Here is a 21586-nt window from a genome sequence, read left to right as displayed (position 1 = left end):
AGCGGGCTGTAAAAGTCAAGGTGGATGCACACGTGTTCTTGCTTTCAAGGCCAAGTGTAATATTAGGGAAACACTATTGCGGGTGGGGACTTCCTTTGAGCGAGTTTGAAAATTTTGCGGAACTGCCCTCCAGTTCTCCGTCGACCGAGGATATCAGCTCGGAGTATTTCGACCACGTCAAGAAAATCAACGACATATTCTATGACCAGATCAAGATATCGGATCAGAAGGCCGCTTATATCTTTACTTTTATGCTCGCCTTTCTTGTGAGCTCAGCCGAGGTGAGGGCGGTCTTCACCTTTGCGCGCTACGCGCAGGGCACGCCGCAGGCCATTCTCTTCTCCGGGCTCCTGGCCGCAGCCTCGGTCTTTTCGATTCTCTCTGCCATCCTGGTCGTGCTGCCGCGGCGACTCGACAAATCGACCTCGATGTTCTGGGGGGCATGGCCTGTTCATCGAGATACCTTCTTCGATGCGGCGATCCGGCGCGACGAGCGCTATCTCTTCGACCAATATGTCGAGAATGCCGATATCCTCTCGCATATCGCGCGCAGCAAATACCGCTTCGTGACGATTGCGTTTCGGGGGCTGATGGTGACGGTCGTGGCCTATGTGCTACTGCTGGTGGCGGCTTGATGGGCGCTGCGTCGAAACCGCGCAGGACGGAAATTCCGGAGGCGGGGAGTGCGGTCTTTTTGAGATAGTGACGGGCAAGCGCCTCGCGAGTTTCTTTGAGGAACTGCGGTAGGAGGTGCCTTGGTCTCGATGAGCGTTGGAGCGTGCACGGGGTGCGCTTTGTCTTAGGGAGCTCCGGCTTGACGCAAATTGAGGTTGCACGCTAGCTACAATTGCACAAACCGGATTTCAGCCCATGAGCCTGATTGCCCTCATCATCGCGACGATCCTGCATTTTGCCCAGCCATCGGCATCACCGCAGGCGGAGGTTTTCGGGCTGCATGAAGGCCAGACGCGGACATCGCTGGGGCTTACTGCAAATGCGATGGGTTCCCAGCGCTACCGCCTTGCATCCGTGCCGAAGCCCGACCCGGATTTTACCGGCTATTTGGTGACTGTCGGTGAGAAAACCGGGCTATGCTCGGTAACGGCCGTCGCGCCGCGGACGGTGGACGATGCCGGCGGAGTGGCAGTGCGCAAGCAGATGGATGCGGTCGTGCGGCGGCTTGAGGCGATCTACGGCTCACCGGCGAAGGTGGACACGCTGCATGCAAACGCACAATGGACGCGGCCTGCCGATTGGGTGATGGCGCTTCACGAAGAACAGCGGGACTATGAATTCCGCTGGCCGGCGCGAGCAGGCGTAAGAGCGCCTGTCGCGGGGATTACGTCTGTTACGCTCTCTGTCGGCGCGCTGGAGCCGGATAGTGCGGTTATGTTTCTGCAGATCAATTTCGACAATCTCGCCAGATGCCAGGCCGAAAGCGCAGGCTCCAGGATTTCGAAGTGACGGGCTGCCGCCGGCGCCAGGGGTATCAAGACGCCAGAACAATGCCGATGCGCCTGGCCGGATCACGGCCTTTTTCGGCCTCGGAAATGAGGATGGCCTGCGGGCACGGCGAAGGTTCGGATTTTTCAACGAGCCGGAAGCCGAGCGATGCATAGAAGAGAGCGTTGACCGGGCGAAACGGTCCTTCGTCAGCGTCCCGCCGCCTGGCCTTTTCGATCGGCCCTCATGAAGCAGAAGGTCCGAATTGGCTGCCGCTATCCAGCTTCTTCTACACGCCGCCAAATCTCAAAAGAGCCAGAACATGGAGATCGGTCTTGCAAGCTTCGGCTTCCTCATCGGTCATGCCGCGGTAGAGGATTGAGCCACCTTCTCGCCGGCGCATGACGTAGCCTTCAAGTATCTCGCCGTGGACGCCCGTTACCGGCTCGCATGCGTAGTACCAGTGCCAAGTTGTAAGCACCGTGCGGAGTCTGAAAAATCTGATTGGTCGCAACAGGACCTGGACGAAGCACGCCTTGTCGGCATCCCCGGCGATCCCCGCGACGTTGCGCGTCGTCATGTGATATCCCTTAACCCGCAGGCTGCGATATCAGGTTGTAAGTTACGCGTAAATCGTGTGGGCTGGGTTGCTGAAAATAATCCGGAAGGTTGAGTGGCGGGGTAGATGTCACCTTCGCTATCGCCGGCTGTCTGGACGGCTCGGTAGTTGGACTCAGGTCTTCGCAAAGTCCGCCGCAGTGAGGGGAACAGGCCTGTAGCCGTTGATGTCGGTAATGTCATATTCCCGGCCAAGCTCTGCCGCGACCAGGGCCTTGCCGGATTTCGACATCAGCGCCGCGTCCCGCCAGAGCCCTGATATGACGTGGCCGATAAACTGCGGTGACTCGGAGTTGGACAGGTCGAAATATTCCGCATTCTGCATGACGGCTTCGGTGCGGACCAGGCCGGGATAGAGAGCGACGGCGGCGACATGGTGCGGACGCAGATCGTGCGCGAAGTCTGCGGCCATCTTGTCCGCAGCAGCTTTGGCGATGCCATAGATCGCGTTCCCGTCGTAGAGTTGCGCTGCCCAGAATGAAATATTGACGATCAGGCCGTGCTGTGCCGAGATCATGACAGGCGCCACTGCACGCGACGTGATGAAAGCCGCCCTCAGTGCCGTGCCCATCATCGCGTCCCACCGCCAGAGGGGCTGCTCCCAGAAGGCGCGAGGCCAGGTGAAATCACCATTCTCGACCATGTTTTCATAGCCGGGCCATGCATTGTTCACCAGAATGTCCAGCCTGTTGCCGGCTCTGATTTCTTCCGCCACACTCTCGGTCTCGGCGTCGTTGGCGTGGTCGCAATGATGAAGGACAAGGCGTCCGGGCAGGTCCGCAGCCTCAAGCGCGAGCCCTTCCAGAGAGCCGGAGCGTTTGCCCCCGCTTGCTTCCGCCTCGGAACGCGTCCTGCCGGTCACGTGAACCGTGGCTCCTTCGGCGAGCAGGGCAAGTGCGATCCCGCGGCCGACACCGCGGCTTGCCCCTGTTACCAATGCGACGACATCTTTCATGCTGGCGGGCCCCTCAACGATGGTTGACTGCAATCGCGGCTGGTGGTTGCGGCTGTCTTGGACAACGCAAAATACGGTCCCACCATTCCATTGTGAAGACTTGCGGAACAGCAAATGTCGCGCGTGAGGATTGCCGATGGTCGCGAGCGTGAAGGGCCTCGGAGAAGCGGCGACCGGTCGGCCGCCGCCGGCAAGACCTACATCGCCGGGCCGAGTGATGCGACGTTCCCCGACAAGTCGGATGCCTTCCCGCGTCGACTGCTGCAGGAACAGCCCGTCGATCTCAGCTTTATCGGATTGCGCCTGTCGGAACGCAGGACGCGCAGGCGGCAAGACGCTGCCTGCGGGGGTATACGTCCCGCGGCCTCGTCCTGGGGAGAACGCGACCGAAGAGGTTGGCCGTCATCTGCGGCCGTGCATATGTTTCTGGTCGGGTTTGAAAGCGATGGCCTCGCGATCGTTGGATACAGACCGCACCTCGTCATCGGCGCTTTCCTGGCGCAGCCCGACCCGGCGCAGGAACCGTATCAGCGCCCCTTCCAGATCGTCGACAAATGTAAAGATGACGGGGATGACGATGAGGCTGAGCAGCGTCGACATCATGACGCCGCCGATCACCACGATCGCCATCGGCTGGCGGAAGCTCGAATCGCCGCCGGTCAGGCTGAGAGCGACCGGAAGCATGCCGCATGCCATGGCGATGGTAGTCATGACGATCGGCCGGGCGCGCTTGTGGCAGGCATCCACGAGGGCATCGAAGCGGGGCATGCCCTGCCGGCGCGACATGATCGCGTATTCGATGAGCAGGATGGAGTTCTTCGTCACCACGCCCATCAGCATGAGCAGCCCGATGACGGCTGCCATCGAGAAACTGGTCCCGGTCAGCACCAGCGGCACGAGCGCGCCGCCGAGCGAGAGCGGCAGGGCCATCAGCAAGGTGAGCGGCTGCAGAAAGTCGTGGAAGAGCAGGACGAGGACCGCATAGATGCAGAACACGCCGATCGCCATGGCCAGGGCGAAGCTCTGGAACAGTTCCGAGCTGCGCTGAAGCTCGCCCTGTTCGACCAGCGTGACGCCGGACGGCAGATGCTGGAGCGCCGGCAGCGCCTGTGCCTCGCGGTTGACGTCGCCGAGGATACGGCCGTTGAGTTCGACCGACACGGTGACATTGCGCATCCGGTCAATGCGGTCGATTTCGGAGGGGCTGCCGCCAATCCCAATATCGGCAATCGATCCGAGATCGACATTGCCGTTCGTGCCCGCCACTCGCATGTTCTTGATATCGTCCAGGCTGGTGCGCGATTCCGGGCTGAAGCGGACGACGATCGGAACCTGGCGCTGCGGCAGGTTGAGCTTCGGCAGGTTGGCGGAATATTCACCGTTCGTGGCCACGCGCGCGGCCTCGGCGATAGCGCTTGACGTTACCCCCAATGCGGCTGCGCGCGCAAAATCGGGCGTGATCTGGATCTCGGGTGCCTGCCTTGCTGCGGTGGACGTCACCGCTCCGATGCCGTTCAGCGTGCGGAGCTGCTCCTCGAGCGCAGTACTTGCGCTGTCGAGGGCGTTGGCATCGTCGCTGGCAAGGGTAATCTCCAGCTTGGTGCCGTTGGCGCCGTCGCCGACTGCGACACGCACGCCGGATAGAACCGAAAGAGCCTGCCGGATGTCGTTTTCGATTTCCGACTGCTTGCGGTCACGCTCGCCGATCGGCGTCAGCACAGCGACGATCGTGGCGGAATTGACGCTGCTCGTGGTGCTGGCGTCGGGGCCGCCGCCCGAAGATGTGGAGCCGACCGAGGAGAAGACACGGGTGACGTCCTGCAGCTTGCCGACGATATTGGCGGCTTTTCGGGTCGCGGTGTCCGTCTGCTCGATGGTGGCGCCCGGCTGCATGGTGAGCGTGATCTGGGTTCGCGCGTCGTCGGAAGCGGGCAGGAAGCCGGACTTCAGCAGCGGGATCGTGGACAGCGAAAGTGCGACGACGACAGCAGTTACGGCCACCGTGGTCTTCCGGCGATTCATGGCCGCCTTCACGACTGCCAGATAGATGCGCATGATGCGGCCGTCCTTTTCCTCCGTCGGAGGGACAGCCTTCATGAAATAGGCGGCCATCATCGGCGTCAGCAGGCGCGCGACGACGAGCGAGGCAAGGACGGCGACGGCGGCGGTGACCCCGAACTGGCGGAACAAAAGTCCTGGAATACCGCTCATAAAGGCCGTCGGCAGGAAGACCGCAACCAGCGTGAAGGTGGTTGCGATGACCGCGAGCCCGATCTCGTTGGCGGCTTCGAGTGCGGCATCGATCGGCCGCTTGCCCATCTGCAGGTGACGAGCGATGTTTTCGATCTCGACGATGGCGTCGTCGACGAGGATGCCGACGACGAGCGACAGTGCCAGCAGTGTGATGGTATTCAGGCTGAAGCCGCAAAGGTACATGACCAGGAAGGTCGGGATCACGGATAGGGGCAGCGCCACGGCCGAGAGGATCGTCGCGCGCCAGTCACGAAGGAAGAGCCAGACGACGATAATCGCCAGGATCGCCCCCTCGTACAGCATGTGCATCGAACCATCGTAGTTATCGATGATCGGCCCGATCGTGCTGTAGGCTTCATCGATCTGGACATTGGAATGTTTGGCGGCGAACTGTTTGATCGCCTTGTCGATGTCGGTCGAGACGCCGCTGTCTGAAAAGCCATTCGAGCGCTTGATCTCGACCGCGATCACCGGTTTGCCGTCGAGATAGGCCATTGAGGACCGCTCCGCGAAACTGTCGGTGACGGATGCGACTTCGTCGAGGCGAACCTGCTGGCCGTTGGCCAGGGGAATTCTCAGTCCTTTCAATGCCTCGACCGATGGCAGAGCGCCGAGCGTGCGCAGCGTTTGACGGGTGCCGCCGATTTCGCCGAGGCCGCCCGACGTATCCGCCTGCACCGCCTTCAGCTGCGACGATACAGTCGCGGCGGTGACCCCGAGCGACGCCATTGTCGCGGGATCGAGATCGACGTGAACCTCGCGGTCGATCCCGCCGATGCGGTTGACTTCTCCGACGCCGGACACCGAGAGCAGCGCCTTGGTCAGGTCATTGTCGACAAACCAGGAAAGCTCCGTTTCGTTGAGAGCAGTCGAGCGGACGGCATAGGTGACCAGCGCGGAGCTTTGAACCGTGACCTTGGTGACGCTTGGTGTCTCCATCTGCGCCGGAAGATCGCCCTTGACGCTGTCGACGGCGTTGCGGACTTCGTTGAGCGCCGCTTCGCTGTCTTTCTCCAGCTTGAAGGAAACCTTGATCGAGACGGTGCCGTCGGTGATGGTCGTGGTGATGTGGTCGAGATAGTTGAGCGAAGCCAAACTGTCTTCGATGGTGCGGGCGACCTCGGTTTCGAGCTGTGCCGGCGCCGCGCCGTCGAGCGTCGCGCTGACGCTGATCGTGGGAAGGTCCATATCGGGGAAGTTCTGGACCGCCAGGGTCTTGAAGGCCAAGAGTCCCCCAACCGTCAGCATCACGAACAGCAATATTGCCGGGACGGGGTTGCGGATCGACCATGCCGAGAAGTTCATCAGTTTTTCTCCGCGATCTTCACGAGGTCATTGTCCGAGAGGAATGCGCCTCCCGAGGTCACCACCTTCGACGCGCGGTCTATGCCGGAGACGATTTCCACCTCGCCATTGTTGCGGCGGCCGGTTTCCACCCGGATCCTTTGCACCCGTTGATCCTCCCCTGCGGTGAAGACGTAACTGATCCCGTCCCGGAACACGATTGCGGTCTCGGGGACGGTCAGCGCCGGGGAGGTCTGCAGCTCGATGTTGCCCGTGACGTAAAGGCCCGTGCGTGGACGGGTGTCGGCCGGCAGCGTGACATAGACGATTGCCCGGCTGGTATCGGTGCTGACCGACGGCCCGACCAGCCTCACCTTGCCCTCGATGGCGTGACCTTCAGGCCCGTTGACCTGGACGCTCAGGCCCTCCGAAATGCGTGGGAGGTAGCGGGCGGAAACCTCGGCCTGCCATTCGATCCGCTGCTGGCGAACCATGCGGAACAGTTCCGTGCCGGCGGAGACGACGGCGCCGAGATCGGCGGAACGCGACGTGATGAGGCCGTCGTCGACGGCCGTAATGGTCGTCTGCGCAAGCTTGATCTTTTCGCTGTCGAGCGCGGCCTCTTCGGATGCAAGACTTGCCGTCGCCGTCTGCTCGTCGGCGAGATACTCGACGATCTTCTCATCGGAGAGCGCCCCTGAAGGCTGGAGCTGCCGCGCCCGGTCGGCATTGGCCTTGGCCTTCGAGAGGCTCGCCTTGGCGGTCGCGACGGCGGCCTCCTGCTTGCGAAGATCGGCGAGCACGCTCTCTTGGGAAAGCCGGACGAGCGTCTGGCCCTTGGTGACCACGGAACCGACATCGACCAGAACATCGGTGATGCGCAGCCCGCTCGTCTCGGAGGCGATGACCGCTTCCTGCCATGGTTTCAGCCACCCGCTCGCGGGAACGGTCTCAGGCCAGTCCCGCTGAGCCGGCGCCGTCAAAGAGACGGTGAGGGCGGTTGCCGCGGCCTGTTGCGCCATGGCGTTGCGGAGGGGAGAGAACAGCGCCATCGCAACGAAGGCGGAGGCCAATAGTCTGGAGGTTCTTCTCAACGATGCATTCCTTGTCGTCAAGGTATCGGCGCCTTTTCCCGATCGGCGCCAATTCGACGAAGGATTGCCGTTCATGCATGGCAAGCGGGTCTTGGCGCGCGTCGATGTCATGGCAGGATAAGTAACGGGGCGAACGTTAAGTGCGGTCAAGTTCGTGTTAAGTTGGGTAAAACCTGGCCGCACGACGGTATTCGTGCTGTATGGCTTGTCGAAATTGATAATGGAAACGCGAATGAACAAGGTTCTCCTCATCGATGACGATGCCGAGCTGACGACGCTTCTGCAGGAATATCTGGTCGAGGAAGGATATGACGTCGTAACGGACACGGACGGCCGCGCCGCCATTGCTGCCGCTGCCGGCAATACGGTCGACATCATCGTGCTCGACATCATGATGCCCCGCATGAACGGGATCGAAGTCCTGCAGAGGGTCAGGAAGCTGAGCCAGGTCCCCGTCCTGATGCTGACGGCAAGAGGTGATGATGTCGATCGGATATCCGGTCTCAATCTCGGCGCCGACGACTATGTGCCGAAGCCCTGCTCGCCGGGCGAGCTTGCGGCGAGGCTGCGCGCCATTCTGCGACGCGCGGGTCAGCGGGCAACAGAGGTGTCGGCCGACACCGTAAGGGCAGGGCAGCTCGTGATCCATTCCGGCAGCAGAAGCGCCGAATGGCGCGGTGCGACTTTGGAGCTGACCGGCACCGAGTTCAGCCTGTTGGAAGTTCTCGCCCGCAGCGCCGGCCAGCTGGTGTCGAAGCAGGATATTTCGAAGCGGGCCTTCGGCAAGCCGCTCACGCCGTTCGATCGCCGGATCGACGTCCATATCAGTAGCGTTCGCCAGAAGCTCGGATTGAGGGAGGACGGGCAATCCTGGATCCAGTCCGTTCGCGGCCAGGGCTATCAACTTCTCGTGGACTGACCATGCCCCGGCTTTTCTGGAAGTTCTTCGCGATCATCTGGCTGACCTTTGTGGTGGGCGTCGGGGCCGTCATTCTTATCGTCAACCTCTTTCAGATTCCGCCTCCCGGCCGCGATCGGGAGTACCAGGAGCGGGCGATCATCCTGGCGCTGACGGCGAACGTGCTCGCAAGGGACGGGGAGGAGGCCGCCCAGCGCTTCATCCGCACAAGTGAGGTGACGACGCCGCTTGGGCTGACGCTTTCGAAGATGGCGGACCCGAGTGCGTGCACAGGCGAAGGCACGGCGGAGATGAGAACCGTCCTCAAGGACGCAACTTGCTACCGGATCTCCGTGGCGCCGGAAGCCAGCTTCCTTCTCAACATCATGGATAACCTGGCTCTGCTGGTGCCTTGGCTTGCGATCTTCGTTTCGAGCACCGTCGCCGCGGCAGCACTCGCCAGATACCTCATTCGTCCGGTCGTCCACCTTCGCGACGGCCTGAGTGCGCTTGCCCACGGCCGTTTCGACTTCCGCATCGGAGACCAGATGGCGGGACGAAGGGACGAGGTCACCGCGCTGGCGCATGATTTCGATTCCACCGCCGCACGGCTGCAAGAGCTTCAGGATGCGCAGCAGAGACTGTTCCATGACGTTTCCCATGAGCTGCGTTCGCCCTTGTCCCGCCTGCAGGCCGCAGTCGGCGTCCTCCGGCAGAGCCCGGCCAGGCTCGGCGCCATGCTGGATCGTATGGACAGGGAGGTCGAACGGCTCGATACGTTGGTGGGAGAGGTTCTGACGCTTGCCAGGCTGACGGTGGGATCCGGCCTGCCGCTGAAGACGCAGACCCTCGATGTCATCGAACTCCTGAACGAAATCCTCGGCGACGCGGCCTTCGAAGCCCAGGCGCGTGAGGTCTCGATCACCACGGGGGTCGACGGCGTCTTCCGCGCCGAGGTCGAGGGCGAGCTCATCTACAGGGCGCTCGAAAACGTCGTCCGCAACGCGGTCAAGTATACCGCCGATCATTCGTTCATCTCTGTGTCCTGCGAGGCGACGGCCGACCGCCTCAAGATCTGCGTTACGGATCAGGGGCCGGGCGTCAGGCGAGACGAACTCGAACGGATCTTCCAGCCGTTTTCACGCGGGAAGGATGCCGTGCCGAGAGGCGGATACGGTCTGGGTCTCGCCATCACCAGGCAGGCCATCGAACGCCATGGCGGGCGCGTGCATGCGTCATTGCCGGAGGCGGGTGGCCTGGCGATCACCCTGGAGCTTCCCAGACAGCCCAGATCTTTCGGTCGGGATTTTACCTAACTTTACAGTTTCTTAACCGCCATTAACCCTGGCCTCGCTAAGCCTGAACCCTCGATCCAGGTTCGGAAGGCTCGCCAGTGAGTAGGTCGCTTTGCACAAGACTATCATCCCTCAGTTCCGCCACATCGGGACTAGAGCGGTTCAGCTTTTCACGGAAGCGCATAACCGCTCCAAGTTTTTGTTTTTACGCAATTCCGGACGGAAAACCGCTTCGCACTTTTCCTGGAATTGCTCTCGCGCTTGTGCTGGCGGGCTGCGTCAGCGGCCCGGATCACGCTCCCCCGCAGATGCCGCTTCCAGCGAAATTCGAAGAGGGGAGTAACAAGAGCAACGGCAATGTCGTGACGGAGCAGTGGTGGACCGCCTATCGCGACACGAAGCTCGACGGGTGGGTCGTTTACGGCCTCAGCGAGAACCTTGATGTGCTGCAGGCGCTCGAAAGCATCAACTCGGCTTCCGCCAACGTAACGATTGCCGGTGCAGGGAGCCTGCCGAGCCTGACTGTCGACGCATCTCATACAGTATCCGGCGAGAAGGGACGGCTCCGCACCACGGTTGGCGCCACGAACACAACGGGGGGCGATGCCAGCCTTTCCTGGCTGCTCGACTTCTTCGGCCAGTACCGTCGCTCGAAAGAGAGCGCGATTGCCTCGCTTGGGGCAGCCTATGCGACGGCCGACGATGCAAAACTCACTTTTCTGAAGGACCTGGTCGACAGCTATATCGACGCCCGCTACTACCAGGAGCGCATCGCGCTTTCTCAGGCGAACTTGAAATCCCGCCAGCAGACCTACGAACTCACGCTGCTGCAGCTCAAGGCAGGTGCGGCCTCCCGCCTCGACGTCGTTCAGGCCGAGGGCTTGGTACAGTCGACGAAGGCCGACATTCCCGGCCTCGAACAGAGCTTCACCGAGTCGGCCCATCAAATTGCAACCTTGCTCGGAATGCCGGCGGCCTCGCTGACGGACGAGCTGCGCAAGAGCGCGGGCCAGCCGGTTTTCCACGGCGACATTCGCGCCGGCATTCCGGCCGATCTTATCCGCAATCGTCCCGATATTCGCAAGGCAGAACGCGAGCTGGCGGCGGCCGTGGCCGATATCGGCGCAGCCGAAGCCCAGCTCTATCCGTCGATCTCGCTTTCCGGCTCGATTTCTCCGAGCTGGGTCAAATCGTCCGGCGCCGGTGGCGGCGGCCTGACGAGCTGGTCTTTCGGGCCAACGCTCAGCCTGCCGATCTTCGATGGCGGAAAATTGCGGGCCAATGTCGAGGTCGAGAAATCCGATGCCAGGACCCAATATCTGGCGTGGAAGGCAGCGGTGCTGAACGGCGTCGAAGAAGTTGAAAACGCGATCTCGGCCGTTCGCCGTGACACGCAGACGCTGGAACCGTGGCGCAGACAGGTGCAGACGGCACAGGAAGCGCTCGCGCTATCGACCACCAGCTACAAGGATGGCGCTTCGTCGCTGCTCGATGTCCTGGATGCGCAGCGCTCGGTTTCCGACGCTGAGGAAAGCCTTGCAGCCACCGTGCAGCAGGTCGCCAAGGACTATGCAGATTTGTACGTCGCCGTGGGTGCCGGCTACGTGGCGCAAGAAGGACACTCCGATTTCGCAGGGGCCAGAACGCAAGCACGAGTTCGAACCAGGTAGCTGATCTCCAGCGCCACAGGCAGAAGCGGAAATCGTGGCCGGCTATCGACTTGGCGCAATGGTGGAAAGCGCCGCCTCAAAAGGCGGCGTTGTCGACCTAGCACGCCGGTCTCAGCTCGAGGCGAGAGACGCTGGCGGCGACGTTCACCCCGGTTCCGGCTTCACCGCTGAGCGGCTGCAATGCGAAATTCTTCGAATTTCCGCCCACCAGGGCATTTGCCCCGAGGCCGACACCGACGGAAGCACCCGCCGAAGCGCCGACTTAGGTGCCGGCAAGAGCGCCCCATCGCCAAAGGAAACGGCAGGCGTGGCCTCAGGCGCTGACGGCTTCCGCCGTGCCTGCGAAATCGACCGCGGCGAAGGCTGCGGCGATCACTTCCGGGCCGGCATTCGGCTTTGCGGCATCGGTCGACAGGATCTGGCGATAGCGGCGGGCGCCGGGCAGGCCGGTGAAGAGGCCGACCATATGACGGGCGATATGCTGCAGGCGGCCGCCATTGGCGATGTGGCTCTCGGCATAGGCCATCATGCGGTCGCGCAACTCGTTCCAATCCGGCTCCGTGGCGGGGGCGCCATAGAAGCGGTGATCGACGTCGGCGAGGATGCCGGCATTCTGATAGGCGGCGCGGCCGAGCATGACGCCATCGACATGGGCAAGATGCGCTTCCGCCTCATCCAGCGTCTGGATGCCGCCATTGATGCCGATGAAGATATCGGGGAAGCGGGCCTTCATGCGGTAGACGATCTCGTAATCGAGCGGCGGGATTTCGCGGTTTTCCTTTGGCGACAGGCCCTTCAGCCAGGCCTTGCGGGCATGGATCCAGATCGCGTCGGCGCCGGCATCGATCACCCTGGTCATCAGGGTCGGCAGCGCCACTTCCGGATCCTGCTCGTCGACGCCGATGCGGCATTTGACCGTGACCGGGACATCAGCGACCTTCTTCATGGCGGCGATGCATTCTGCAACCGTCTCGGGCGTCTGCATGAGGCAGGCGCCGAACGTGCCGGATTGGACGCGATCCGACGGGCAGCCGACATTGAGATTGATCTCGTCGTAGCCATAGGGCTCGGCAATGCGCACGGCCTCGGCAAGCTTGGCCGGATCGGAACCGCCGAGCTGCAGGGCGACAGGGTGTTCCGCGGCATCGAAGGAGAGCAGGCGATCGCGCGGGCCATGGATGATCGCGTCGGCGACGACCATTTCCGTAAAGAGCAGGGCGTTGCGGCTGATCTGGCGGTGGAACGTGCGGCAGTGGCGGTCCGTCCAGTCGATCATCGGCGCAACGGCAAAGACCGGCGCCTTGAAATAGCGCTGGTTCGTCTCTGCTGCAGCCGTCTTCGCCCTGGTCATGATCTCAAGTCTTCTTTCGTGCGGTTGTGGGTCCCTTGGCCTCATGTCGTGGCAGAGGCCCGATCCTGCAAGCCCTCGTTGGCCAAACGCCGGAGGAGTAGCGATGGGACGAGGGCTTATACATGAGGCATGGCGATAAAGCGAGATGGGGTGTTTGAGGGCACCGTCATCGGCCTGGAGGCTGCCTCGCGCACTTGACCCCCGTGCCGTTTTACAGGAAGGCAACGCAGGACGATCCTGATATTCTCGATGTCAGGATCGAGCAAGGGAGTGCAATCAGCGTCATGGCCGACGATAGCGCAGCGATCAAGGCATTGCTTGCAATGCCCAGGCGAGACAACCGCGCCTATCTGGAAACGCTCCGGCTGGTGCGGGAGGCATTCGCCGAGGCCGAGGAAGAGTTTGCCGGCAAAGTTATAGCGACGACAGACAGCGCCCGGGACGAGGCCGGCAATATCGTCATCATGACTGTGATCAGGCCGGCGTAGATGGAGAACAGAGGTGCCAAGATCGCCTGAAACAGGGTGCGACTGAACCAAAATCCTTCTGCCGCGTTTCTGCCACAAACAGGAGGATTTTGATGGACAGCCTGCTTCTGATCGCCATCCTTTGCGGTCTCATGTCTTTCGCTATGGTCTGGATCCAGATGAGAGAATAGTTTTATGCGTCAAAGACTTGGCGCTTTCCCTCCTTTCTGCCGGTGCTGCTTGTCCTGCGCCGGAAAGCCACCCTTGTTATTGCCCTGAAACGATGCTCTTGACTTCTCTGGAAATGAGAACAAAATGGGAACAAATAAACGTTCTCATCTATGTTCTGATGGAGAGTTCGATGGCAGCAAGCCCGAGTTATTCAGGAGCAGCAGACAAGGCCATGGCCTTCGCCGCGCAGCTGCGCGCAGACCGCGAGCGCCACGAAGCGCGCAGGCGGGAAGAACAGCGCCGCATCGAGGCGATGCGGCCGATCAACAAACATGTGCTGAAGGTGTTCGGCGGGCAGCAGCTGGCGCTGAAGCTGGATAGCTGAGTGGTGGGCCGTCCTTGTGGGTGCCCGAACGGGCGGCTGGAATCTGCCGTTCGATATCATCTATGGGTGGCTGACGCTGCGGGATGTGCAAGGCGCCGCCGCCGAGGCATCGCGCGCATCCCCCGGATATTTTTACCATTTTCCGAGTGGGCCATGGACGGTCCGGAATTTCAGACGTAAAAGAATTGCAACTATTTAGGGTGGGGTTTCATGAAGAGATTATTGTCGCTGTTGATTGCTGTCGTGTTCCTCGCATCGGGCGCATTCGCTCAGGATGCCGAGGAAGATCCCGTGGATATGGTGATCCGGTTGACCGGGCGGATAAATCCTTATCTGCAGGCCATTTATCGGGATCACAGGGATATCGTACTGAAAGTCTACGCGGAGACGAGCCGTCAGAAATGGGCTGAACAGAAGAAAACCCTTGCGGCGGTCATCGACAGGTATGGCACTCCGGCCCTCGCGCGCGCAGGCGACAGTGCCGTGATTGCGGTCATGGACAAGACGGCCGCGCTTGCCGATATCGTGGCCGCCAAATATCCCGAAGGCTGCGAGTATTTCTTCACCGGCAATATGCCTGACTGGTATTCCGTTGTGGAAGTCAGAAACGGTCGGATGGATGATCTGCAAGCGAAAACCTATGCTTATGAGGATGGGAAATTCCGCGCTCCGGTTGCCCTGATGTCCGGCAAGGAGGTGTACCGGATCATGACGCGGTACCTGGGAATGACCGGGAGCGAGATAGACAAGGTGATGGAAGCTCCTGCCGGGGTGAGCGACCAGGACATGTGCTCAATCGCAAAGAAACTCTATAACGTACGCGCTTTGCCGAAAGAGCTGCAGGGCGATTGGGGCAGGGCGTTGCTCTCGCTCGGTCCGTCCCCGGAGAAGCAAAAGCCTGCCGCAGATGCGAAGCCCGCACCGGACTCGGCTGCGCAGGAAACGAAGGTTGGCTCCTTCGAAAAGGAGATGCAGGTTCTCGCCGGCATCAATCCTTTCGTTCACGCGGTTTTCATGGATCACGAAGATGAAACGCGGCAGCTGTTTGCCAAGGCCGAAGCCTCGGGAGGAAAGATCGATCCGCGTGTACAGGCGGCCGAGATGGTGGCGAAATACGGCAGTCCTGCACTGTCGCGAGCAAGCGATGCAATTGCGATCGATGTCTTGAAGAAGATGGGCGAGCTCAATGAGGCTGTTGCCCGTTACTATCCGCAGGGCTGCAAGGATTTGGTGGCCATGCGGGTGTCGCAGGGCGCGCAGGCCATTCCGCAGGTGAAAGAGAGCTACTGGCAATATCTGGAGGCCAAGCGCCTGGCCTATGAGGATGGGAAGGCGCGTCAGCCTGCGACCGTTACCTTCACCGCGCAGGACATCGCGCAAATGATCACGCAGCGCCTGGGCGTGACCGTGGACGAGTTGAATAAGCTGACGAGACTTGCCGAACTCAGCGATGGAGAGGCTTGCTCCATAACGATGAGGCTCAACGCCATAGATCACGTCCCGGAGGCGCAGCGCGGCATCTGGGCGAGGACTGCCATGTCATGGGCCGGTTGAGCACTGCCGCTGGGAGCCGTTTCACCGATATCGGCGGAACTTGCGGGCCGATACGCCAAATCACGCTCGCGGGGCCGGTTAGGCCAGCGAGCGTGAACGGCAGTTGCGACGGATGACCGGTCAGGCGACTTAACGCCCTTGGAAGATCTTGACGAGCTTCGGAGTATAGCGACGATTGCTGAGGTCGAGCGTGTCCTGATAGGTGGCGCGACCGGAGACGAGGGCCTTCAGATACCGGCTGCAGGCAACGCGCGGGGCGTCCTTCTCCGATACGTTCATGACGATGGCGGCGTTGCGGTGCCAGGCGGCGTCGGTCGCACTCATGCGCTTGATGCACATGTTCAGAACTTCGGTTCGTGCCCGCGGGCTGCCCTGCAGCATTGTAACCGTTGTATCATATTGCTGTTCGGTCGGAGCGCAGCCGGCGAGAATTCCTGTAGTAATCAGTGTCATTGCAAGGTATGCGCGCATGATTATTCCTCAATTATAGTATAGCGCGTTGGCTGAAACGGGTCGCCTCATCGAGCGGCCGGCTTGGCCGTAGATCTGGGCTACGACGCGCGCCGGCCGGTCGACCATTCGACTCCGTTTGAGCCAACAGAATGCTTATATCTGACCAGGAAAGGCTCTAGGCGAGCGTCGTCCACCTCAACCGCCCCGGAAGATCTTGATCAGCTTTGGGGTGTAGCGGTGATTTTTCATGTCGAGCGTATCCTGATAGGTTATGTCGCCGGAAACGATCGCATTTGTGTATCGGCTGCAGAAAGCCTTCGGAGCGTCCTTGTCTGCCACATTCAGCGCGACAGCGGCGTTATGGCGGGCCTTCTTGTCGGAAAAGCCGACCTGCCTGATGCACTCGTCCAAAAGCCCGTTTCTCTGACTCTCGCTGCCTCGCACCACCCTGACAGCTGCATCATATTGTTTCTCGGTCGGAACACAGCCGGTGAGCAACCCGGTGGCGATCAATGTCAATGCAAGATAAGCGCGCATGATTATTCCTCAATTGTGCTGCTGCCAGAGTCTTGTGCTGTGATTTGCGAGACCTCTTTATTTCGATTCTCGCTTGGCGGGAATTATGTTCTTTAATTTATTTTATTTCTTCTAGATTTGGTTGAAAATTGCATCGCCTGATGACAGGCGTGTGGCAGCAGGCGGGAGGCTCTTATCGCGGATGCAGTCCAAGTGCGGATAAACAGGATGTATGGGCTGATGAGCCGGTGACGCTGCCATTCGAGGAGGACCAGCTTCGGTCGTTACCGCCCGGCGGCCCGGTATGCCTCTGCGCGTTCCTTTTCTCTTGCGGCCCTCATGACCAGCACACACGCCACGACCAGCCCGGCCAGCATCAGCGCACCAAGAGCGAGTAAATTCGGCTCAGCCGGCAGGGCGGCACCGGTCCCCGCACTACCCGAGGCCGAAACCGCAATCGCCGCACCAGCCCTCCGCAGTGTCCCCGCAGTCTTCTCCGCCTTCTCCGCCTCATCCGCTAGCGCCGCCTTCGCATCCACCCCCGGCTGGCCGCGCAGGAACATCGCCACCGCCTTGGCCTCGATCTTCGCCACGCGGGCCGACCAGCCCTTGCCGTAGGTCTTCCAGATCGCCAGGCTTTGCATGAAGCTTAGCCTCCGGGCGCAGAGTGCTTTGATTTCCCTGGTGCCGGCGGTGGCTGCTTTGGCGCGGGTGACTGGCCCGAATTTGCCGTCCGCGGGGGCGCCGATCACGGCCTGGGCGTCGCGCAGCGCGCGGGCGGGGCCGGAGTTGACGGCGTAGTCGAAGGTGGCGAGGTCGAAGCCGGAGGGCAGAGTGTCGCCGCCGATCTGGTCCCAGTATTTCGTCTTGTAGATGGGTTTGACGTCGTCGAGCGTCAGGTTTCGGATGTCGATGTCGGGGAAAGCGGCAGCCGAGATGCCGTATTTGGTGCCTTTCAGCGTGCCCTTGCCGATCTTGCCGCCGGTCCAGTTGCCAGGGTCGGTGCGCTCGGTGGAGAGGCCGCCTTCGGATGCGAGCGTGATGGAAAGGCATTCGGGGAAATTGGCCGCGGTCATGTCATATTCCTTTTTCGGTCGGATCGCGACAACCTTCCGACGGCAACAGTTGCGGCCGTCGCATAACGGTGGCAAACGGCGTGCCGGCAATCAGGCCTTTACTTCGGGCAATGGCGCGGTGACGCTTGCAGAGGTGAGGGTTGGGTTTGGGTGGGGCCTCGCCGAGATCCGGTGGCTATCAGGCGCAAGATCCAGGACTGTGCGGTGAGGCTTTGGGGGGACGGTGGGGCCGCCGCCTCCGCTACAGGAAGGCGGAGTGGGGCGGCGGCGGCCCGGCCTTCGAGGGCCGATGAGACAACCGAGATCTTGCGGGATCGTTCCTCGATCGCGCCTAATCATATTGGGCTACTGCATAATTCCCTAAATCGGAATCGATTTAGGGATGAAATTATGCAGCAATCCAAAGTGCTACAGCGTCCTTTGCGCGTCTGAAAAGACGCGCGGCGCTGTAGGGAGGGCTTCGGTGTCGCCAATTGCTTTGCGATAGTGGCGGAAAAGCGCGAGGTCTCGCTCGGCAATAGCAGACGCTCAGAACACGTCGGCGTAACCCGCCGCGGCAGCGAATGTGTTTTCCTTCAGCGTCACCCCTTGCGCCACCATGCCGTTGGCCAACCGCACCAGGCGCACCTCGGGCATGGATTTCAAGCGCTGGGAAAAGGTGTTGACGGGCGGCAGGAAGCTTTCGCGGTAACCCTGGTCGATCGCCCATTTGCGGAAATCTTCAAACAGCCTTGCGGTGCGCAGCCAGCCTCCGGAGGGTTCGGTCGATGCAGGCTCGACGCGGATGTCGAACCATTCGTTCAGCGGATCAAGCAGCAGCCAGGAATTCAGCGCCTCCTTCGAGCTTTCGGGGATGGTGTAGCTGCCATTGCGCTTCAGCCGCTGGGCGCCGGCTACGGCAAGGCCGAGCAGCAGTTCCAGCTCTTCTTCGGCGATGCGCTCGGCAATGTCGGGGATGACCTCGTTGTCGGGAATGGTGCGGTTGAACTGGACGACGACCAGGCGGCGGCGCAGGCCGCGGTCGATGCCGCCGTTGAAGCGGGGCAGGGTATTGGTGGTGAAGCAGTGCAGGGCGCGCGGGACGAAGCTTTGGACATCCTTGTAGAGGCTGCGGCCTTCGATGGGGTTGCCGGTCACGGCGGCCTTGAACTCCTCGCCTGATATGGCCGCAGCACTCAGTTCGTCGGCGACGTTTGCCGCCTTGCCGGCGAGATTGATGATGCGCTTCTCGTCATTGAAGAAGGCGGGCGAGATGGAGGATACCGAGCCTTCGGGCAGGAGTGCGCGAAAAAGCGAGGCGATGGTGGATTTGCCGTTGCTGGCGGTCTCGCCGAGCAGGATGAAAGCCTTCGGCTGGCGGATGCGGGTGGCAAGGCCGAAGGCGGCCGCCCCCAGCATCTCGGCAACGAGGTGGATCTTGTCGGCCGCATCGGGATCGCCGAGGAAAGCGCCATGCAGCAGCCGATGCAGAAGCGAGCCCTCAGGCGGGTGGCTCTCGGTGTGCATGTTATAATCAGCCGATATGGTGAAGCGGAAGCGGTCATCCGGGGCGTGCTCGCGGCAGATCACCTTGCCGGCGTCGTCAAGGGTGATGGTGCAGTTCTGCGCATTGACGCCGATGGCTGGATTGCCGAAGAAACCGGCATCGGCAGTGCGCGTGCCGAACTCGTTGATGATGCCGTCGATCATGTGCCTGCCGAGCTTCAGCGGCTTTTCCTTCGGGCCGATGCCGATGGCATCGAAGGCATGCATGGCAAGGCGGATCTTCTGCTCGGGGATGGCGCGCCAGGCAAAGGGGCCATAGGCCCAGAACCTGCCATCGGCGCGGACGATCCGCCCGCCGCAGGCTTGCTCCAGATGCTCGTTGAAGATGCGCGCCAGCCAGACTTCGGAGCCGAAGGGCTGGCTCGGAAACCATTCCGGCATGCGGTCTATGCCATCGGCGCCCGGCGGCGGCGCCTTCGGCCCGGGCTCGCCCGGCTTTTCTGCCGGTGGCTTCTCTACTGGTGGCGGGGGTTCTGCCGGGGCGGGCGTGTAGCGGCGGATGGTGGCGCGCATGAAGGCATCGAGCTCGAGGCGGGTCCAGCCGGCGTCGACGGCATCGGCGCTGTCCCAACCCTTGCCGGGACGCTGGCCCGCCTGCCAGTCGGCGTGGGTGAAATGCCTGAGATCAGAGGCGGCCGTCGCATCGGCAAAGCCCGCGAGGCGGACGCGCGCGCCGAGGCCGGAGAGGATGGCGGCGATCTCGTCCGCTGTCGAAAGGCCCGGCGCATCGAAATCCGGCCAGATCACCACGTCACGGCCTGATAGCGGCGACCAGTCGGTGTGCTTGACGCCTTGCGTGCCACCGGCCCAGGACAACACGGTGCGGCCGGATTTCTGCGCCAGCCTGTCGCGGCATTTCTCGCCCTCGACGATGATCACCTGCTTCGTCTTGCCGAGACTTTCGAGGCCATACAGCGGGCGCGGCCTGGGAAAGGGATAGCGGCACCAGGTCTCGCGACCGTCGGGCAGACGGGCAAACATGACCATCGGCGTTTCCTTGCCCCCGTCAGCGAGATCATGGCGCAGAACATAGCCTGTCAGAGCGCCACTGGCCTCACGATAGGGAAAGACCATTGACGGCGCAAAGGAGCCCCATTCGGAGCGGTCGCCCTTGCGCTTGGGATTATAGAGGCGGATGCGGACGCCGGGCTTGATCGGCTCTGAAGGCGGTGCCAGAGGGGTGATGCCTTCATAGGCGTCGCGCACCTGCCGCACGCGCGGGCCTATGTTCGGCCGGATATGGCTGGCGCCATCGAGAATACGGATCGCCTCGGTGAGATCGACGCCCTTGATCTGCTGCACGAAATCCAGGATATCGCCGCTCGCGCCGCAGCCGAAGCAGTGGAAGCGCTCGATGCCGTCCTGGCCTGCGAAGATGGTGAAGGACGGCGTCTCCTCGGCGTGGAAGGGGCAGCAGGCCTGATATTCATGTCCGTTTCCCTGCAGCCTGCAGCCATAGTGCGCCGCTGTCTGAGACAGCGACACATCGCGGCGAAGCCGTTCGACATCTGAGGGCATGTTGCGGCTCTTGCAAGGAATGTTGTCTATATCGCAGCATGGCCGGCGCGGTGCGGGCGGCGGCCATGGTCATTTCATGTATCCGGTGGGGATTTAACGGGATGCGGTTCATCGTGACGAGGAATTGGGAAACTTGCCTTCCAGCACCAGCCGGTAGCCGCGGCGATAACCGACATTGACAATGCCGATGCCGGAACCTTCGAGCTTCTGGCGCAGGTGGCAGAGCGCCACCTTGAAGGCGAGGTACATCTTGTCCGGCGATGGGCCGCCATCGGGGTCGTCGATATACATGGCGGTGAAGATGCGCTCGGTGATGACGGGCATGCCCTTGCCCTTCCAGACCGCCTCGAAGATGCGCCCTTCCATGGGCGTGATGCCATAGTGATCGATGACGATCTCGGGGGCGGGAATGGTGACCGGCTGCTTGCAGCAGGGGCAGAGCAGGGGCTTGGTGATGGTGAGCGGGGCGGGTGCCGCTGATGGGGTCGGGCGTGTCGTGATCGTCTGCATATCGGTCCTCACTTGTTGGGAGACGCGCGCCGTCCGATCCGGCGGTCGCCTGATGTCGTGGGTCTTCGGTCTTCGGTCTTTGGTCTTCGGTCCCGGGGTCTTCGGTTTCCGGCGTGACTGAACCCTATGGCGGGGCCATCACCATCGCCCGGATGCGGTCTTCGAAAAGCGCGAGCCGGCGCAGCCGGTTTGCGAGATGCACGAGGTCGTCGACATCATCGTGGTCGATCACCAGCAGCGTTTCGCCGGCCGCTTCGCCGCCGTGCATGACGCAGCGCCCGACCAGCGCATCGATCAGTTCCGATTGCGCCAGCATGGAGAGCGGCTCCCTACGCATCCTGTTCCTCCGGCATCAGGTCGGAGAGGGTGAGCGAAACGCCAAGGCGCCTTGCCGCTAAAAGAAGCATGACCTGGTCGCGGCCATTGATGAGGCCGCGCTCATCCCGCAGCGCCCGCGAGATCTTGGAGCGATGGCGCTTGAGCTCGGCTTCAGCGCCAGTTTGGCGGCGACCTTCTGCCAGGGCGTCGGG

At 61.8% G+C, this 21586-nt stretch carries 20 protein-coding genes and 1 pseudogene; 8 read left to right on the top strand and 13 right to left on the bottom strand.

What is annotated here, in order from left to right:
* Positions 1 to 95: 95 nt before the first annotated feature.
* Positions 96 to 635: a Pycsar system effector family protein gene (locus tag KQ933_RS11200; RefSeq protein WP_216754953.1), complete on the top strand. Its 540-nt coding sequence runs from the start codon at positions 96 to 98 to the stop codon at positions 633 to 635.
* 235 nt (positions 636 to 870) lie between these two features.
* On the top strand, positions 871 to 1464 hold the full coding sequence (locus KQ933_RS11195) for a hypothetical protein (protein WP_216754952.1): 594 nt from the start codon (positions 871 to 873) through the stop codon (positions 1462 to 1464).
* A 268-nt stretch (positions 1465 to 1732) separates the two neighbouring features.
* Here KQ933_RS11195 and KQ933_RS11190 read toward each other — a convergent pair whose 3' ends face one another.
* The 4 genes from KQ933_RS11190 to KQ933_RS11175 form a co-directional block, all read right to left on the bottom strand.
* Positions 1733 to 2023, bottom strand: a complete 291-nt coding sequence (locus KQ933_RS11190; RefSeq protein ID WP_216754951.1) for a hypothetical protein — start codon at positions 2021 to 2023, stop codon at positions 1733 to 1735.
* A 153-nt stretch (positions 2024 to 2176) separates the two neighbouring features.
* Positions 2177 to 3016 carry an SDR family NAD(P)-dependent oxidoreductase gene (locus KQ933_RS11185; RefSeq protein WP_216754950.1) on the bottom strand — a complete coding sequence of 280 codons (840 nt, stop codon included), beginning with the start codon at positions 3014 to 3016 and terminating at the stop codon, positions 2177 to 2179.
* Between the two features lie 402 nt (positions 3017 to 3418).
* On the bottom strand, positions 3419 to 6574 hold the full coding sequence (locus KQ933_RS11180; protein WP_216754949.1) for an efflux RND transporter permease subunit: 3156 nt from the start codon (positions 6572 to 6574) through the stop codon (positions 3419 to 3421).
* Positions 6574 to 7647 (bottom strand): efflux RND transporter periplasmic adaptor subunit, encoded by a 1074-nt coding sequence (locus KQ933_RS11175; RefSeq protein ID WP_216754948.1) that lies wholly within the window; start codon positions 7645 to 7647, stop codon positions 6574 to 6576. The genes KQ933_RS11180 and KQ933_RS11175 overlap by 1 nt, the downstream gene beginning before the upstream one ends.
* Positions 7648 to 7879: 232 nt before the next feature.
* Here KQ933_RS11175 and KQ933_RS11170 point away from each other — a divergent pair, with 232 nt between their 5' ends.
* The 3 genes from KQ933_RS11170 to KQ933_RS11160 all read left to right on the top strand — a co-directional run bounded on the left by KQ933_RS11170 (position 7880) and on the right by KQ933_RS11160 (position 11510).
* Positions 7880 to 8566, top strand: a complete 687-nt coding sequence (locus tag KQ933_RS11170; protein ID WP_216754947.1) for a response regulator — start codon at positions 7880 to 7882, stop codon at positions 8564 to 8566.
* A 2-nt stretch (positions 8567 to 8568) separates the two neighbouring features.
* Positions 8569 to 9861 (top strand): ATP-binding protein, encoded by a 1293-nt coding sequence (locus KQ933_RS11165; protein ID WP_216754946.1) that lies wholly within the window; start codon positions 8569 to 8571, stop codon positions 9859 to 9861.
* Between the two features lie 287 nt (positions 9862 to 10148).
* A complete protein-coding gene (locus tag KQ933_RS11160) occupies positions 10149 to 11510 on the top strand; it encodes an efflux transporter outer membrane subunit (RefSeq protein WP_253958226.1) in 1362 nt (453 codons plus the stop codon).
* A gap of 97 nt (positions 11511 to 11607) precedes the next feature.
* On the opposite strand, the pseudogene KQ933_RS11155 reads toward KQ933_RS11160, so the two are convergent.
* Positions 11608 to 11793 (bottom strand): annotated as a pseudogene (locus KQ933_RS11155) (DUF992 domain-containing protein); the annotation flags it as partial.
* Between the two features lie 30 nt (positions 11794 to 11823).
* Positions 11824 to 12861: a tRNA dihydrouridine(20/20a) synthase DusA gene (dusA, locus tag KQ933_RS11150; protein ID WP_216754945.1), complete on the bottom strand. Its 1038-nt coding sequence runs from the start codon at positions 12859 to 12861 to the stop codon at positions 11824 to 11826.
* A gap of 194 nt (positions 12862 to 13055) precedes the next feature.
* On the opposite strand from dusA, the gene KQ933_RS11145 reads away from it, so the two are divergent.
* Both KQ933_RS11145 and KQ933_RS33430 read left to right on the top strand, forming a co-directional pair.
* On the top strand, positions 13056 to 13349 hold the full coding sequence (locus KQ933_RS11145; RefSeq protein ID WP_216754944.1) for a hypothetical protein: 294 nt from the start codon (positions 13056 to 13058) through the stop codon (positions 13347 to 13349).
* Between the two features lie 187 nt (positions 13350 to 13536).
* The gene (locus tag KQ933_RS33430; RefSeq protein ID WP_253958225.1) at positions 13537 to 13884 is read left to right on the top strand and encodes a hypothetical protein; all 348 of its coding nucleotides are present in this window, start codon (positions 13537 to 13539) and stop codon (positions 13882 to 13884) included.
* Between the two features lie 219 nt (positions 13885 to 14103).
* Here KQ933_RS33430 and KQ933_RS11135 read toward each other — a convergent pair whose 3' ends face one another.
* Positions 14104 to 14514 (bottom strand): hypothetical protein, encoded by a 411-nt coding sequence (locus KQ933_RS11135; protein ID WP_216754943.1) that lies wholly within the window; start codon positions 14512 to 14514, stop codon positions 14104 to 14106.
* Between KQ933_RS11135 and KQ933_RS11130 the strand changes: the two genes are divergently transcribed.
* Positions 14500 to 15438, top strand: a complete 939-nt coding sequence (locus KQ933_RS11130) for a hypothetical protein (protein WP_216754942.1) — start codon at positions 14500 to 14502, stop codon at positions 15436 to 15438. The genes KQ933_RS11135 and KQ933_RS11130 overlap by 15 nt on opposite strands.
* A 129-nt stretch (positions 15439 to 15567) precedes the next feature.
* On the opposite strand, the gene KQ933_RS11125 is transcribed toward KQ933_RS11130, so the two are convergent.
* The 6 genes from KQ933_RS11125 to KQ933_RS11100 all read right to left on the bottom strand — a co-directional run bounded on the left by KQ933_RS11125 (position 15568) and on the right by KQ933_RS11100 (position 21393).
* Positions 15568 to 15909 (bottom strand): hypothetical protein, encoded by a 342-nt coding sequence (locus KQ933_RS11125; RefSeq protein ID WP_216754941.1) that lies wholly within the window; start codon positions 15907 to 15909, stop codon positions 15568 to 15570.
* A 177-nt stretch (positions 15910 to 16086) separates the two neighbouring features.
* The gene (locus KQ933_RS11120; RefSeq protein WP_216754940.1) at positions 16087 to 16428 is read right to left on the bottom strand and encodes a hypothetical protein; all 342 of its coding nucleotides are present in this window, start codon (positions 16426 to 16428) and stop codon (positions 16087 to 16089) included.
* A gap of 263 nt (positions 16429 to 16691) precedes the next feature.
* Positions 16692 to 17483, bottom strand: a complete 792-nt coding sequence (locus KQ933_RS11115; RefSeq protein ID WP_216754939.1) for a glycoside hydrolase family 108 protein — start codon at positions 17481 to 17483, stop codon at positions 16692 to 16694.
* Between the two features lie 528 nt (positions 17484 to 18011).
* The gene (locus tag KQ933_RS33425; protein WP_253958224.1) at positions 18012 to 20546 is read right to left on the bottom strand and encodes a CHC2 zinc finger domain-containing protein; all 2535 of its coding nucleotides are present in this window, start codon (positions 20544 to 20546) and stop codon (positions 18012 to 18014) included.
* Positions 20547 to 20654: 108 nt separating this feature from the next.
* The gene (locus KQ933_RS11105) at positions 20655 to 21056 is read right to left on the bottom strand and encodes a helix-turn-helix domain-containing protein (protein ID WP_216754938.1); all 402 of its coding nucleotides are present in this window, start codon (positions 21054 to 21056) and stop codon (positions 20655 to 20657) included.
* Between the two features lie 124 nt (positions 21057 to 21180).
* Positions 21181 to 21393: a hypothetical protein gene (locus tag KQ933_RS11100; protein WP_183803919.1), complete on the bottom strand. Its 213-nt coding sequence runs from the start codon at positions 21391 to 21393 to the stop codon at positions 21181 to 21183.
* Between the last annotated feature and the right edge of the window lie 193 nt (positions 21394 to 21586).

This window comes from Rhizobium sp. WYJ-E13, from assembly GCF_018987265.1.
Lineage (GTDB): Bacteria > Pseudomonadota > Alphaproteobacteria > Rhizobiales > Rhizobiaceae > Rhizobium.
This window is presented reverse-complemented; position numbering and strand designations above follow the sequence as displayed.

Bases quoted from the DNA above. Each gene is read 5' to 3' on its own strand.
- KQ933_RS11125 (WP_216754941.1), bottom strand. From the start codon at position 15,909: ATGCGCGCATACCTTGCAATGACACTGATTACTACAGGAATTCTCGCC.
- KQ933_RS11130 (WP_216754942.1), top strand. From the start codon at position 14,500: ATGGATGATCTGCAAGCGAAAACCTATGCTTATGAGGATGGGAAATTC.
- KQ933_RS11165 (WP_216754946.1), top strand. From the start codon at position 8,569: ATGCCCCGGCTTTTCTGGAAGTTCTTCGCGATCATCTGGCTGACCTTT.
- KQ933_RS11180 (WP_216754949.1), bottom strand. From the start codon at position 6,574: ATGAACTTCTCGGCATGGTCGATCCGCAACCCCGTCCCGGCAATATTG.
- KQ933_RS11195 (WP_216754952.1), top strand. From the start codon at position 871: ATGAGCCTGATTGCCCTCATCATCGCGACGATCCTGCATTTTGCCCAG.
- KQ933_RS11170 (WP_216754947.1), top strand. From the start codon at position 7,880: ATGAACAAGGTTCTCCTCATCGATGACGATGCCGAGCTGACGACGCTT.
- KQ933_RS11120 (WP_216754940.1), bottom strand. From the start codon at position 16,428: ATGCGCGCTTATCTTGCATTGACATTGATCGCCACCGGGTTGCTCACC.
- KQ933_RS11160 (WP_253958226.1), top strand. From the start codon at position 10,149: ATGCCGCTTCCAGCGAAATTCGAAGAGGGGAGTAACAAGAGCAACGGC.
- KQ933_RS11105 (WP_216754938.1), bottom strand. From the start codon at position 21,056: ATGCAGACGATCACGACACGCCCGACCCCATCAGCGGCACCCGCCCCG.
- KQ933_RS33425 (WP_253958224.1), bottom strand. From the start codon at position 20,546: ATGCCCTCAGATGTCGAACGGCTTCGCCGCGATGTGTCGCTGTCTCAG.
- KQ933_RS11115 (WP_216754939.1), bottom strand. From the start codon at position 17,483: ATGACCGCGGCCAATTTCCCCGAATGCCTTTCCATCACGCTCGCATCC.
- KQ933_RS11185 (WP_216754950.1), bottom strand. From the start codon at position 3,016: ATGAAAGATGTCGTCGCATTGGTAACAGGGGCAAGCCGCGGTGTCGGC.
- dusA (WP_216754945.1), bottom strand. From the start codon at position 12,861: ATGACCAGGGCGAAGACGGCTGCAGCAGAGACGAACCAGCGCTATTTC.
- KQ933_RS11190 (WP_216754951.1), bottom strand. From the start codon at position 2,023: ATGACGACGCGCAACGTCGCGGGGATCGCCGGGGATGCCGACAAGGCG.
- KQ933_RS11100 (WP_183803919.1), bottom strand. From the start codon at position 21,393: ATGCGTAGGGAGCCGCTCTCCATGCTGGCGCAATCGGAACTGATCGAT.